Consider the following 13,556-nt stretch of genomic DNA (forward strand, 5'->3'; position numbering starts at 1 on the left):
CCGATCATCGACGGATTCGCGATCAGAGAATAGTCCCGAAAGGAGTTTCCATGTCCCTAAGCGAAAAACAGAAAATGCTCAGCGGTCAGCTCTACCACGCCAGCTGCCCCGAGCTACAGGCGGAGCAGATCGCCAACAAACACTGGATGCAGCGCTACAACAACAGCGCCGAGCTGCTCAACGACGGTAGGCATGCATTGCTGGTCGAACACTTTGCCGGTGTTGGCGAAGGGGTGGTTATCCGCCCGCCGTTCTTCTGCGACTACGGCTACAACATCAGCGTGGGTGCCAACACCTTCATGAACTTCAACTGCGTGATCCTCGACGTCCTGCCGGTGCGCATCGGCAACGACTGCCAGATCGCCCCCAGTGTGCAGATCTACACTGCCGATCACCCTATGGACCCTGAAGTGCGCCGCACCGGGCTGGAAAGCGGACGGCCGGTGACCATTGGCAATAATGTCTGGATTGGCGGCGGGGCGATCATCCTGCCGGGCGTGACCATTGGCGACAATGCCGTGGTCGGAGCTGGCAGCGTGGTGACCCGTGATGTACCGGCGGGGGCGACGGTCGTAGGCAATCCGGCGCGGGTGCGCGGCTGAAGCTAAGAGCCCTGCGGTGTCGGCCGCAGGGCTGCGAGGGGCTACAGCTGATTGCGCAGGATCAGATAGATCGGCGCCAGCCCCGAGTCGGCAGGGAAGGTGATGACGTAGTCATCGATCTGCGCTTCGCTCGTTGGCAGCACCCTGCGAATCTCCGGCTCGCGAGGCACGCTGATGCTACCTGGGAAGTGGGTTTGCACCTCCTCGTCGATTGGCGGCGGTGCGATGGCGTTGCCGGTCTCGGGATCGATGGTCGGCAGGCTGGACGGCGGTGTGGTCGGGTGCCACCGAACGCTAGCCAAGCCTGGGCCTTCGCTGTTGAAGCGATAGGCGCCCAGGTCAGCATCCCACAGGGCCTGGCGTACACGCACATCGCGCGTGTTGCCGGTAGCTACCAGTGCCACCTCAGTCTGTTCGGCAACTGCTGCAACCTGCATGTGCAACTGCAGAGCCAGGGTTTGGTCGATCAGCTGGTTAGCTTGTTGGGCAAGGTTTGTGCCTGGGGTCATGTATGACAGCGGTACGCTGATGCCCATGCGCCCACCATCGCCCAGTCGCGCCGAGTAGCGCATCAAGGTTGCCTGCCTGTCATTGGTATCTAGCGCTTGCTCTCGAAGGCGCGGGGCAAGGCTTTGCAGCGACTCAGCGAGGCGCCCCCAAACCGATTCGAAGTGGGCGATGCCGCCACGCGAGGTTGCCAGCACCAATGCATGAGAGGTGCTGGCAGTCCAGGCATTGAAGGTGACGGAGCTGCTTAGCGTGGCGAGTGAGGCCTGCTGGTCGAATGCACTATTGATAGCCCGTGCAGCCATGGTTTGCAGCGCGTCCGCCATTTCGCTCTCGTTTGGCCATGTGCTCAGATGATTGTCGAGGACGTTGGTGATTCGGGCTCTGAGCTCCGTGAGCTCCTGCCTGCGATCGTTCGGCAACGGACGCCGTTGCAGACGCAAGGCTAAATCGATGCTGGCGGGTTCACTCTGCAATAGTTGCGCGCGCAACGCAGTTTGGAACGCTAGTTCACGCAGGCTGGTGCGGGCCTTGATCAGGTCGGAGATTTGCCGCTCGGGCTCGCCAGCGAAGTGAGCGGGGTCGTCGAGGGATCTGAGCAGGTTCGCCAACATTGAACGGGCGTCTATGTATTGCTTCTGAGTGGCAACCAGTTGCTGGAGCTTTTGGTTGCTCTGCTCAAATTGCCGGTTGATTCGAGACTGCTGTCTTTCGTTTTGATTTGCCCGAGAGCGATCCTGGTTTGCACTGGCGGGGGACAGGTTGCTGAAGCGTTGGCTAGCCATACAGTTCTCCTCGTTTTGGAGATTCCTAAGCTAGGTCTGCCTTGAGCCGCTAATGCGGTACATATTTATTGCGTCGGCGCTATTTGCCAGGGGCAATAACACCCTATGGCCAAGGTGTTGGAGGCCTGTACTTGGCGGCCTTCCAGCAGCGCCTTGAGGATCGGCTCGATGAAACTGTTACTGGAATTGCACACCGCCCCTTCGCTGTAAGGGCCGAAATAGGCCAGCCGCCCTTGACGGTCCCAGATGGCCACGGCGGGGCTGGCGGGTAGTTGCTCGTTGCCTGGGAGGTTGGCAATCAACTGCAGACGAGCAAGGTCGGCGGGCAGCTGACCCTGGCTGCCCGGCCTTTGCACGAGATGAAAGTTGACCCCCAGCGGTGTGAAATGCTCGATCAGTTCGCTCAGGTGCTGCTGGTTGCCGACGTTGCACGGGCAGGCCGGATCCCAGAAGTGCACCACGCGAATCGGTCCAGGTCCGGCGAGTTCGGCGGGCAGGCGTAGCGGGCTGCCGTCGAACAGGGTGGTTTGATTGTCGAAGGGGCGCAGGTAGCGGGATTGGAAGCTGTCGTAGGCCCACCACACAACGGCGGCGCAGAGTAGTGCCGTGAGCGTGCCCAGCAGCATCTTGATGGATCGTGTCGGCATGGGTTGTCCGTAGACCAGTGGCCGCCGCAGAACCCTGTAGGAGCGGTGGTATCTGTTAAGGGGCGCTCAGCTTGCCATGTCGCGAGCATAAGCTGAATATCACAGGTCAATATCGCTGTGGATTTACCCCATGCCCGCTTCACTGCATCCCGACCTGCTGCGTGCCAGTCTGGCCCCCTTGACCGAGCGCCATCCGTTATCGACGCAGGCCTTGGAGTATCAGCGCTTCTATGGCCTGGACCTGCCGGTGCAGAGCTGGTTGGGGGGCTTCAATGCCGGAGGCTTCGAACTGGTCGGGCAGGTCTGGCTGCCGCTGCAACCGGTGGCGACGCTGTTGCTGCTGCACGGCTACTACGACCATATGGGGCTGTATCGCCACGTGATCGAATGGGCACTGGGCCAGGGCTACGCGGTGATCAGTTGCGACCTGCCAGGGCACGGGCTATCGAGCGGCGAGCGGGCCAGCATCACTGATTTTGCCCTCTACCAGCAGACCTTGGACGCCTTGTTCGAGCAAGCGCGGGGCCTTGATCTGCCGCGGCCTTGGCACTTGTGCGGGCAGAGTACCGGCGGCGCGATTGCGGTCGATCATTTGCTCTACAGCGGCGAGCGCAGCCCGGTGGATGGCCAGGTCATCCTGCTGGCGCCGCTGGTACGGCCACAGTCCTGGCGCTGGTCGAAGCTCAGTTATCGGGTGCTGCGTCACTTCGTCAACGGCATCGAGCGGCGTTTCAGCGAGAACAGCAACGACCCGGCGTTCCTGCCATTTCTGCAAGCCGACCCGCTGCAGCCTCGCCGTCTGCCCACGGCCTGGGTCGGGGCGCTGATGGCTTGGGTCAAACGCATCGAGGCCGCGCCGCGCAGTGCGCGGCGGCCGTTGATCGTGCAAGGGGAGGCCGATGGTACGGTCGACTGGCCCTACAACCTCAAGGTGCTCAAGGCCAAGTTCGCTGAGCCGCAAATCCTGATGCTGCCTGAGGCGCGGCATCATCTGGCCAACGAGCTGCCGGCCATTCGTCAGCGCTACTTCGACTTCATCGATCAGCGCCTTGGCTGATCACTTGAGGTCGTTGGCGCTCTGGCCGACCGCCAGGCCAGCGCGTACTGCGGCCAGCGCGGCCTTGTAGTAGGCCTGGCCCTCTGCCGATTCGGCGAAGGTCGAGAACTGTTCCAGCTCGGCATCGCTCAGGTCGCGGTAAACGTACAGCAGGGTGTTGTTGAGGTCTTCGCCGATCTGGTTCATCAGCCGCTGGCGCTGGCCGTCGAGCAGGCCCTGGGCTTGCCCTGCGCCAAATAGGCCGGGAATCATCGAGCTCAGGCTGTCGGCGGCGACCCCGGCAATCGCCAGGCTGACTTCAGCGCCGGCTTCGCGGGCCGGCAGGGCCTGGGCCAGGTGGCCGATGATCAACTGACGAGTGTCACTGGCCTGGATCTTCGGCAGGCCCTTGGCGTTTTTCGCCAACTGGTCCTTGCGTGTGGCCAGCAGCTCAGCGGCCACCACCTTGCGCCCCAGCGGCGACTGGAAGAAGGCCAGGGCGGGCGCCGGATTGCTCAGGTTGCTGCGCAGCTGGGCCTGGGCCCGTTGGTCCATGGCCTGGGCCTGGAAGCGTTGGTTGCTGTTGCTCACCAACGCCTGGTAAACCGCAGGCGGCAGGCTATTGCGGTAGCGCTGTTGGGCGGCGCTCACGGCATCGGTGAAATGGGCGCGCTGGTCGGGCCAGCCGGCGGCCTTGTACAGCTGATCGAGGGTGTCTGCCCAGACAGGCATGGTGCAGATCATCAGCAAGAGCAGGGAAAACAAACGGCGCATTCAGGACTCCTGTCGGCAGTGCGCTATTGTCCGTGGCGTGGCGTGAGTTTGTCGAGACGCAATGACGAACGTCAGCCAAGTGGCGCTGGAGGGGGGCAGGGCGAATGGATATGATGCGCCATGCACAATACTCTCGAATCTCCCATGCTGTCGGCTGTTGTCGATGACCTGGCCACCCGTGGCTGGTCTGAGCAGGCCAACTTCCTGCCTGCCGACCTGGTTCGCGCACTGGCGACCGAATGCCGACGCCGCGCTGCCGAAGGCGAACTCAACCCCGCCGGGGTTGGGCGCGGCGCTGCCCAAGAGGTTCGCGAGGCGATCCGTGGCGATCACATCTTATGGCTCGACCCGGGCGAGTCTGACGTCTGCGATCAGTATCTCGATGCCATGGATGAGCTGCGCCTGGCGATCAACCAGGGGTTGTTCATCGGTCTTGAGGACTATGAGTGCCACTTCGCCCTGTATCCACCAGGGGCCTTCTACCGCCGGCACCTGGATCGCTTCCGTGATGACGATCGACGGGCGGTCTCGGCGGTGTTTTACCTCAATGAAAACTGGCAGCCCGGCGATGGTGGCGAGCTGCGCATGTTCCTTGCCGATGAGGTCGTGCGCGATGTGCAGCCTACGGCGGGCACCCTGGTGGTGTTCCTTTCCGGGGATATCCCCCACGAAGTATTGGCAGCCAGGCGAGATCGACTGTCCTTAACCGGCTGGTTCCGGCGACGTGGCAATGAGCCGTTCTGAGTGCGCCAAGGTGCTGGTCAGCGCTTGCCTGCTCGGCCAGCCGGTTCGCTATGACGGGCGCGCCAGCGGCCATCCGGATTTGCTGCAACGCTGGCAGGCCGAGGGCCGGGTAGTGCCGTTGTGTCCAGAGGTGGCCGGTGGTTTGCCGACCCCGCGTCCGCCGGCGGAGATTCCGGGCGGGCAGGGCGCGCAGGTACTTGCCGGTCGGGCGCGAGTGATCGCGGTGTCGGGTGAGGATGTCAGCGAGGCGTTTCTGGCGGGTGCTCAGCTGGCCCTGGCGTTGGTTCGACGGCATGGCATCCGGGTGGCGGTGCTCAAGTCTGGCAGCCCTTCGTGCGGTAACCGATTGACCTACGATGGCAGCTTCAGGGGGGTGAAGGTGCCGGGCGAAGGGGTGACCACCGCGCTGCTGCGGCGCGAGGGAGTGTTGGTGTTCAATGAGATGGAACTGGATCAGGCAGAGCAGGCTGTTCAGACATTAGCGCGCTGAAGTTGCCGGCCTCATCGCGGGGCAAGCCCGCTCCCACGAGTGAGGGCCCACTGCTGACAGCGTGGGAGCGGGCTTGCCCCGCGATGAGGGCGTCACTGACCTGCCGTAGCCTGCTCGCCGCCCTCAAGCCATTTTTTCTCCAGCGCCGCCAAGCGTCCGTCATCCTTGATCCGCTGCAATGCGTTGTTCACTGAGCTCTCGAACGCCGGGTTGTCTTTCTGGAAGGGAATAACCAGCTTGGCTTTGCCAAACGATTGGCTGACATCCAAGGCCCCTTCGACCTTCTGCTCGACACTCATTTGGTTCAGGGCAATGTCGAACTTGCCGCTTTCCACACCCGGCAACACCTCTTCGGCCGGCGCCTCGATGAACTCGGCGCGCAGGTCCAGCTCCTTGGCCAGGGCCTGGCCCAATTCGATATCGAACCCGGTCAGGTGCTCTGCGTCCTTGAACGCATAGGGCGGTGTGTCGGCTTGTACGGCAATGCGCAGTTCGCCCCGGTCGTTGATTTCGTCTATCAGCTCGGCCTGAGCCAACGGAGTGATCAGTACTGCCAGCAGTACGCCAATGGTCAAACGCATGAGAGCCCCTTCTTGTTCGGCAGGTGAATTTCATTCGCCGCGGCTTTCTGTCTTGCCTCGGTCGAACGCAGGCTATGACCGTGTGTCCCGATTAATGTTTTAGTCTGCCCTGATTTTTTTATAACGCGGGTTTTAGACACCTTTGGCCACAATTGGTCTATGTTGAACTTCCGCTGCCTTTCGTTTATCGGTAGCGGTTATTGAAGTGAATCACAGGAGAAGTGAATGAACAGCCTATTTTCGCGTGCTGCGGTTGCCGGTCTGCTGATGGGGGCGTCGCTGTTTGCCAGTGCCGCGGATGCCCTCAAGAGCCAGGAGCCGCCGACGGGCGCCAAGGTCTTCATCGTTTCCCCCGCCGATGGCGCTACGGTCGAGAAGACCTTCACCGTGAAATTCGGTATCGAGGGCATGGAGCTTAAACCTGCGGGCGACCAGACCCCGCACAGCGGCCATCACCACTTGCTGGTGGATGTCGACAAAGAACCGGTCAAGGACATGCCGCTGCCGACTAGCCTGATGCCAGAGAACAACGCGCCGCTGCCGGCTGGGCCGCAGGTGCTGCACTTCGGCAAGGCGCAGACAGAAGCCACCATCACCCTGACGCCGGGCAAGCACACCCTGCAGCTGGTGCTGGGTGACCAGTATCACGTGCCGTTCAAACCGGGCGTTGAGTCGCAGAAGATCACTGTTACGGTCAAGTAATGCGCATCTAACAGGATTGGCTGGGGCGGTTATTGCCTCATCGCCGGGCAAGCCCGCTCCCACGCCAGTCCATGCGCCGCAACTGACCCAACGAAAAAAGGGAGGCCACCAGGGCCTCCCTTTTTCATCCAGCCAGAGAACTTAGAACAATACGCGCGAGCGAATAGTGCCCTTGACGTGCTGCAGTTTCTCTTGGGCCAGGTCCGAGTATTCGGCATCTACGTCGATGACCACGTAACCCACTTTCTCGTTGGTCTGCAGGAACTGACCGGAGATGTTGATACCGTTCTCGGCGAACACTTTGTTGATCTCGCTGAGCACACCCGGGATGTTTTGGTGGATGTGCAGCAGGCGGTGTTTGCCTGGGTGAGCCGGCAGGGCCACTTCCGGGAAGTTGACCGACGACACGGAAGTACCGTTGTCGCTGTACTTGACCAGCTTCTCGGCCACTTCCAGGCCAATGTTGGCCTGTGCTTCGGCGGTGGAGCCACCGATGTGCGGGGTCAGGATCACGTTGTCCAGGCCGCGCAGCGGGCTTTCGAACTCTTCGTCGTTGGAGCGCGGCTCGACCGGGAATACGTCGATGGCAGCGCCGATCAGGTGCTTGTCCTTGATCGCGGCGGCCAGGTGGTCCAGCTCGACCACGGTGCCACGGGCGGCGTTGATCAGGATCGCGCCCTTCTTCATCGCGCGGATTTCCTTCTCGCCGATCATCCACTGGGTGGATGGCAGCTCAGGCACGTGCAGCGAGACGATGTCGGCCAGGCCCAGCAGCTCGTTCAGGCTGGCAACCTGAGTGGCGTTACCCAGTGGCAGCTTGGTCAGTGGGTCGAAGAAGTACACCTGCATGCCCAGGCTCTCGGCCAGGACCGACAGTTGCGTGCCGATCGAGCCGTAGCCGACGATGCCCAGCTTCTTGCCACGGATTTCGAACGAGTTGGCCGCGCTCTTGATCCAACCGCCACGGTGGCACGAGGCATTCTTCTCAGGGATGCCGCGCAGCAGCAGGATGGCCTCGGCCAGCACCAGTTCGGCCACCGAGCGGGTATTCGAGTAAGGGGCGTTGAACACGGCAATGCCGCGCTCGCGGGCCGCTTCCAGGTCGACCTGGTTGGTGCCGATGCAGAAGCAGCCGACCGCGACCAGTTTCTTCGCGCAGTCGAAGATCTCGTCAGTCAGCTGGGTGCGCGAGCGGATGCCGATGAAGTGGGCGTCGGCGATCTTTTCCTTGAGCTCTGCTTCTGGCAAGGAACCCGTGAGGTACTCGATGTTGGTGTAGCCGGCAGCCTTGAGGGTATCGACCGCGTTCTGGTGCACACCTTCAAGAAGAAGGAACCGGATCTTGCTCTTGTCGAGAGAAGTCTTGCTCATCTGCGTAAACCTGTATCCCGGAGAAAAAATGGCGAGGGGGTAAAGCGGCGCGGCGTCGGCCTTAGCACGAACAGCGGGAGGGCTATGCTAGCATACGCGACACAATCTGAGCCCATACCGACAGGTGAAGAGTGCTCAGGGTGACTATGAATAAGTCGAGAGTTCCAGCGATGACCCACCCTGCGGTAATTGATGAGCTGATGACCCTGGTCGACCCTGGCAAGGTCCTTACCGATCCCGCTTCGCTCGAGGCTTACGGCAAGGACTGGACCAAGCATTACCCTCCCGCGCCCAGCGCCATTGTGCTGCCCAAGACCACCGAACAGGTGCAGGCTATCGTCGCCTGGGCTAATAAGCACAAGGTAGCACTGGTGCCCTCTGGCGGACGAACGGGGCTCTCGGCAGGTGCGGTGGCGGCCAATGGTGAAGTGGTCGTTGCGTTCGATTACATGAACCAGATCCTGGCTTTCAATGAATTCGACCGCACGGTGGTTTGCCAGCCCGGTGTGGTGACCCGTCAGCTGCAACAGTTTGCCGAAGATAACGGCCTTTATTACCCGGTAGATTTCGCCTCGTCAGGATCCAGCCAGATTGGCGGCAATATCGGCACCAATGCCGGCGGAATCAAGGTGATTCGTTATGGCATGACCCGCAACTGGGTCGCTGGGCTGAAAGTGGTTACCGGCAAAGGTGAGTTGCTGGAGCTGAACAAAGACCTGATCAAGAACGCCACGGGCTACGACCTGCGTCAGCTGTTCATTGGTGCCGAGGGCACATTGGGCTTTGTGGTCGAAGCGACCATGCGCCTGGACCGCGCGCCGCGCAACCTCACCGCGATGGTGCTGGGCACGCCGGACTTCGACTCGATCATGCCGGTGCTGCATGCCTTCCAGGGTCGCCTTGACCTGACCGCATTCGAATTCTTCTCCGACAAGGCCTTGGCCAAAGTCATGGGCCGTGGCGATGTACCGCCGCCGTTCGACACCGATTGCCCGTTCTATGCCCTGCTGGAATTCGAGGCCCTCAATGAAGATGTAGCCAACGATGCCTTGGCCACCTTCGAGCATTGCGTCGAGCAAGGTTGGGTGCTGGACGGGGTGATGAGCCAAAGCGAAACCCAGCTGAAAAACCTGTGGAAGCTGCGCGAGTACATTTCTGAGACCATCTCCCACTGGACCCCGTACAAGAACGACATCTCCGTCACCGTCTCAAAGGTGCCGGCGTTCCTGCGCGATATCGACGCGATTGTCGGCCAGCACTACCCCGATTATGAAGTGGTCTGGTACGGCCATATCGGCGATGGCAACCTGCACCTGAACATTCTCAAGCCCGACGACATGAGCAAGGACGACTTCTTTGCCTCCTGCGCCAAGGTCAACAAGTGGGTATTCGAGATCGTCGAGCGCTACAACGGCTCGATTTCCGCCGAGCATGGCGTGGGCATGACCAAGCGCGACTATCTGGGCTATAGCCGCTCCGCGCATGAAATCGCCTGCATGAAAGCTATAAAGGCCGTTTTCGACCCTAACGGCATCATGAATCCGGGTAAGATCTTCGCTCCTGAATAAAAGCAGTAAGCAGAAGGAGTCGGCCATGAGTTACCAGCACCAGTACGTAGACGGCACGCGCATTCACTTCCCGCTGGGCAAAGTGGTGTGCATCGGGCGCAACTACGCCGAACATGCCAAGGAACTGGACAACCCCATTCCGACCGAGCCGCTGCTGTTCATCAAGCCGGGCAGTTGCGTGGTACCGCTGGAAGGTGGCTTCAAGATCCCGACTGAGCGTGGCTCGGTGCACTATGAAGCTGAAATCGCCGTGCTGCTGGGCAAGCCGCTGTCAGCCCATCCTTCGGCAGAAGAGGTGCTCGATGCCATCTCCGGTTTCGCCCCGGCGCTGGACCTGACCCTGCGTGATCTGCAGGCCAAGCTCAAGGAGAAGGGCCTGCCGTGGGAACTGGCCAAGAGCTTCGACGGCGCCTGCGTGCTGCCGCCGTTCGTTTCTGCCGGCACTTTCGAAGACCTCAAGGACATCCCGGTGCGCCTGACCATCAACGGCGAAGTGCGCCAGGATGGCAACAGCGCGCTGATGCTCAATCCGATCGTGCCGATCATCCAGCACATTGCCTCGCATTTCTCGCTGCAGCCTGGCGATGTGATTCTGACCGGTACTCCGGCGGGTGTGGGGCCGTTCAATGTCGGTGATGAGCTGGTGCTGGAACTGCCGGGTGTGGTCCGCTTCGAGAGCCGGGTGCTCTGATCTGATACCGCCGCACCTTCTTCGCGGGTAAAATCGCCTCACAGCACCTTGCAGCGCTGCAAAAACCTGTGGGAGCGGGCTTGCCCGCGAAGAGGCCATGACTGAGCCACCTGTCCTGGCAGCAATTAGCGTTTTTTTCACAAACTATCCGGATAATGCACGCAATTTCGTCCATTCGCCGGCGTTAGGAAAAACGCCGCATCCCCAGGATCACTACCTCTATGGCAACGCCCTCCAGCGCTTCACTTCCTCCACCGCGCAAGCGTCGCCTGTTCATGCGTTGGCCTTTCGTGCTGGGCGTGGTGGCGGTCATCGGCTATGGCCTATCCGTTGCCATGCACTGGGACGATCGCGGCCAGCTGTGGATCAAAGAGCGCTTCGAAAGCACTGCCGAGCGCAGTGAAAGTGTCTGGCTGCCCGATTACATTGCCGATATCGATGCCAAGGTGTTACCTGGCATGGCCGACGATGAAGCTTCGGACCTGGCGTTCAACCCGCATACCCGCACCCTCTTCACCGTCATGGGCAATAACCCGTTCCTGGTCGAATTGAGCCTGGATGGCGACGTCTTGCGCAAGATCCCGCTACGGGGCTGGGACAACCCCGAAGGCGTGGCGGTGCTGGAAGATGGCCAGATCGCAATCGTCGATGAGCGCAGCCATGACCTCACCCTGGTCAAGGTCGACGCTAGTACCACCTCGCTCAATCGCGACGATTTCAAGCGCTATGACTTGGGTAAGTCCGCCGACGCCAACAAAGGTTTCGAGGCGATCGCTTGGGACCCCGTACGCCAGCGCCTGGTGATCGGCGAGGAGCGCCCACCGAAGCTGTTCACCTGGAACACCGATGGCCGCAGCCCGCTGACCGGCGACAAGCAGCCGCTGGCCAACGATCAGCTTGATTTGCGCAACCTGTCGGCACTGGGCGTTGATCCGCGCACCGGCCACCTGCTGGCCTTGTCGGCGGATTCGAACATGTTGCTGGAGCTGGACGAGAACGGCGAGCAAGTCAGCTTCATGACCCTGCTTGGCGGTTTCAATGGCTTCAACAATCGCGTGCCGCGTGCCGAGGGTGTGGCCATGGATGACCAGGGCACCCTGTATATCGTCAGCGAGCCCGACCTGTTCTATCGATTCAAGAGGCACTGACGGCCGTCTGCTTCAGGCGACGGTGATGGCATTAAGCTTTACTTCAGCTGATCGTGGTTAGATTCGCCTCCCTTTCGCCGAGTCTGCCTTCATGCGCCGTTACTTTCGCTTGCCGTTGCTACTGCTGTTTCTGGGCTTGTCCTCGCTGCTGGTGATGGGCCTGGCGGCGCATGAGTTTCGCCTGTTCGAGCGCGGCTGGTTCAATCTCAAGACTTGGTGGCAGCCTGCCGAGCAAGGCATTGGACTTGGCCGTTACCAGGTCGTCCTTGAGGCCCAACCGATTGAGGGCTTGGACGATGACATCTCGGCGCTCACCTACGATCCTGAGCGCAAGACCCTGTTCAGCGTTACCAACAAGCGTTCCGAGCTGATCGAGCTGTCGTTGGATGGGCGCATTCTGCGCCGCGTGCCCCTGACCGGCTTCGGTGATCCGGAGGCGGTGGAGTATGTCGGCTCGAACAGTTTCGTGATTACCGACGAGCGTCAGCAGCGGCTGATCCGGGTTCGCCTGGATGACGACACGTTGTTTCTCGACGCCAACGATGCCGAGCAGCTGACCTTAGGCATCGGCCTCAATGGCAACAAGGGTTTCGAGGGGCTGGCCTACGACTCGGCGGGCAAGCGCCTGTTTGTCGCCAAAGAACGTGATCCAATGGTGATCTACGAGGTTCACGGCTTTCCCCATGAAAACCCAGAGCAGCCATATGCGGTGCACGTGGTGCAGGATCGCAAGCGCGATTCACGCTTGTTCGTGCGTGATCTGTCGAGTTTGCAGTTCGATGAGCGTAGCGGGCACTTGCTGGCGCTGTCCGATGAGTCGCGCTTGGTGGTCGAGTTGGATGTGAAGGGCAAGCCATTGAGCACCTTGTCGTTGAGCAAGGGTTATCAAGGCTTGAAGAAAACTGTGCCGCAGGCAGAAGGGATTGCCATGGATGATGCGGGGACGATCTACCTGGTGAGCGAGCCGAACCTGTTCTATGTGTTCAAACAGCCGGCTGAGTGATTGCCCTTGAGGGCTCTATCGCGGGGCAAACCCGCTCCCACAGAGAACACTGCTAACCCTGTGGGAGCGGGCTTGCCCGCGAACGAGGGCGAAGCCCTCGCAGACATTACTCGGCCTTGAGGCTCTTCACGCCTTCAGCAGTGCCCAGCAACAGCAAATCCGCCGGACGCGCCGCGAACAGGCCATTGGTCACCACACCCACGATCGCATTGATCTGGCTTTCCAGCTCCACCGGGTTGGTGATCTGCAGGTTATACACATCCAGGATCACGTTACCGTTGTCGGTCACCACACCCTCGCGGTACACCGGATCCCCACCGAGTTTGACCAACTGACGGGCGACATGGCTGCGCGCCATTGGGATCACCTCGACTGGCAGCGGGAAAGCGCCGAGTACCGGCACCAGCTTGCTGCCGTCAGCGATGCAGATGAAGGTCTTGGCCACGGCCGCAACGATCTTCTCGCGGGTCAGGGCCGCGCCACCGCCCTTGATCAAGTTCAGGTGCGCGTCGCTCTCGTCGGCGCCATCGACGTAGAACTCCAGTTCGCTGACCGTGTTCAACTCGTACACCGGAATGCCATGGCCCTTCAGGCGCTGGGCAGTGGCTTCGGAGCTGGCGACCGCGCCGTCAAACGCCGTCTTGTGCTGAGCCAGGGCGTCGATGAAGAAGTTGGCGGTCGAGCCGGTGCCGACGCCGACAACGCTTTTATCATCCAGCTTGGGCAGAATGAAATCGACAGCGGCCTGGGCGACGGCCTGTTTGAGTTGGTCCTGGGTCATGCGGGCTCCGAGTGGGGCTGGGGAGTTTCGAGAGGCGCATAGTATAGCGGCAAGCGCCGGCAAAACCTCGGCTTTGCTGTGGTCCGCCGACGTAGCGCTGGGGTAGACTCGCAGGCCTTGTCCCGC

Annotated in this window: 15 protein-coding genes; 9 read left to right on the forward strand and 6 right to left on the reverse strand. The window is 61.1% G+C overall.

What is annotated here, in order from left to right; all coding sequences use genetic code 11:
• Positions 1-50 precede the first annotated feature (50 nt).
• On the forward strand, positions 51-602 hold the full coding sequence (locus ACI2JX_RS17635) for a sugar O-acetyltransferase (RefSeq protein ID WP_264236791.1): 552 nt from the start codon (positions 51-53) through the stop codon (positions 600-602).
• Positions 603-643: 41 nt separating this feature from the next.
• Here the strand turns inward: ACI2JX_RS17635 and ACI2JX_RS17640 are convergent, their stop codons facing one another.
• Together ACI2JX_RS17640 and ACI2JX_RS17645 are read right to left on the reverse strand one after the other, a co-directional pair.
• Positions 644-1,723 (reverse strand): S-type pyocin domain-containing protein, encoded by a 1,080-nt coding sequence (locus ACI2JX_RS17640; RefSeq protein WP_404690631.1) that lies wholly within the window; start codon positions 1,721-1,723, stop codon positions 644-646.
• A gap of 236 nt (positions 1,724-1,959) precedes the next feature.
• A complete protein-coding gene (locus ACI2JX_RS17645) occupies positions 1,960-2,541 on the reverse strand; it encodes a DUF6436 domain-containing protein (protein WP_404690632.1) in 582 nt (193 codons plus the stop codon).
• Between the two features lie 130 nt (positions 2,542-2,671).
• Here ACI2JX_RS17645 and ACI2JX_RS17650 point away from each other — a divergent pair, with 130 nt between their 5' ends.
• Entirely contained in the window at positions 2,672-3,598 is a 927-nt protein-coding gene (locus ACI2JX_RS17650; RefSeq protein ID WP_264236788.1) for an alpha/beta hydrolase, read from the forward strand.
• Here ACI2JX_RS17650 and ACI2JX_RS17655 read toward each other — a convergent pair whose 3' ends face one another.
• The gene (locus tag ACI2JX_RS17655; RefSeq protein ID WP_186555887.1) at positions 3,599-4,351 is read right to left on the reverse strand and encodes a DUF2059 domain-containing protein; all 753 of its coding nucleotides are present in this window, start codon (positions 4,349-4,351) and stop codon (positions 3,599-3,601) included.
• Positions 4,352-4,471: 120 nt separating this feature from the next.
• Here ACI2JX_RS17655 and ACI2JX_RS17660 point away from each other — a divergent pair, with 120 nt between their 5' ends.
• Both ACI2JX_RS17660 and ACI2JX_RS17665 read left to right on the forward strand, forming a co-directional pair.
• Entirely contained in the window at positions 4,472-5,095 is a 624-nt protein-coding gene (locus tag ACI2JX_RS17660) for a 2OG-Fe(II) oxygenase (protein WP_264236787.1), read from the forward strand.
• Positions 5,082-5,585, forward strand: a complete 504-nt coding sequence (locus tag ACI2JX_RS17665) for a DUF523 domain-containing protein (protein WP_404690633.1) — start codon at positions 5,082-5,084, stop codon at positions 5,583-5,585. Before ACI2JX_RS17660 ends, ACI2JX_RS17665 begins: the two co-directional genes overlap by 14 nt.
• A gap of 92 nt (positions 5,586-5,677) precedes the next feature.
• On the opposite strand, the gene ACI2JX_RS17670 is transcribed toward ACI2JX_RS17665, so the two are convergent.
• Positions 5,678-6,166, reverse strand: coding sequence for a transporter substrate-binding domain-containing protein (locus ACI2JX_RS17670; RefSeq protein ID WP_264235736.1), 489 nt, complete (start codon positions 6,164-6,166; stop codon positions 5,678-5,680).
• A gap of 225 nt (positions 6,167-6,391) precedes the next feature.
• On the opposite strand from ACI2JX_RS17670, the gene ACI2JX_RS17675 reads away from it, so the two are divergent.
• A complete protein-coding gene (locus ACI2JX_RS17675) occupies positions 6,392-6,868 on the forward strand; it encodes a DUF4399 domain-containing protein (protein ID WP_264235735.1) in 477 nt (158 codons plus the stop codon).
• Between the two features lie 141 nt (positions 6,869-7,009).
• Here the strand turns inward: ACI2JX_RS17675 and serA are convergent, their stop codons facing one another.
• Positions 7,010-8,239, reverse strand: coding sequence for a phosphoglycerate dehydrogenase (gene serA, locus ACI2JX_RS17680; RefSeq protein ID WP_264235734.1), 1,230 nt, complete (start codon positions 8,237-8,239; stop codon positions 7,010-7,012).
• 170 nt (positions 8,240-8,409) lie between these two features.
• Between serA and ACI2JX_RS17685 the strand changes: the two genes are divergently transcribed.
• The 4 genes from ACI2JX_RS17685 (at position 8,410) to ACI2JX_RS17700 (ending at position 12,649) form a co-directional block, all read left to right on the forward strand.
• The gene (locus tag ACI2JX_RS17685) at positions 8,410-9,807 is read left to right on the forward strand and encodes an FAD-binding oxidoreductase (protein ID WP_368971714.1); all 1,398 of its coding nucleotides are present in this window, start codon (positions 8,410-8,412) and stop codon (positions 9,805-9,807) included.
• Between the two features lie 25 nt (positions 9,808-9,832).
• Positions 9,833-10,498, forward strand: coding sequence for a fumarylacetoacetate hydrolase family protein (locus ACI2JX_RS17690; RefSeq protein ID WP_264235733.1), 666 nt, complete (start codon positions 9,833-9,835; stop codon positions 10,496-10,498).
• Between the two features lie 221 nt (positions 10,499-10,719).
• Positions 10,720-11,646: an SdiA-regulated domain-containing protein gene (locus tag ACI2JX_RS17695; protein ID WP_404690634.1), complete on the forward strand. Its 927-nt coding sequence runs from the start codon at positions 10,720-10,722 to the stop codon at positions 11,644-11,646.
• Positions 11,647-11,737: 91 nt separating this feature from the next.
• Positions 11,738-12,649: an SdiA-regulated domain-containing protein gene (locus ACI2JX_RS17700; RefSeq protein ID WP_264235731.1), complete on the forward strand. Its 912-nt coding sequence runs from the start codon at positions 11,738-11,740 to the stop codon at positions 12,647-12,649.
• Between the two features lie 106 nt (positions 12,650-12,755).
• Here the strand turns inward: ACI2JX_RS17700 and rpiA are convergent, their stop codons facing one another.
• Positions 12,756-13,430, reverse strand: coding sequence for a ribose-5-phosphate isomerase RpiA (gene rpiA / locus ACI2JX_RS17705; RefSeq protein WP_186555897.1), 675 nt, complete (start codon positions 13,428-13,430; stop codon positions 12,756-12,758).
• Positions 13,431-13,556 lie beyond the last annotated feature (126 nt).

Source organism: Pseudomonas sp. NPDC088890 (genome assembly GCF_044900155.1).
Lineage (GTDB): Bacteria > Pseudomonadota > Gammaproteobacteria > Pseudomonadales > Pseudomonadaceae > Aquipseudomonas > Aquipseudomonas urmiensis.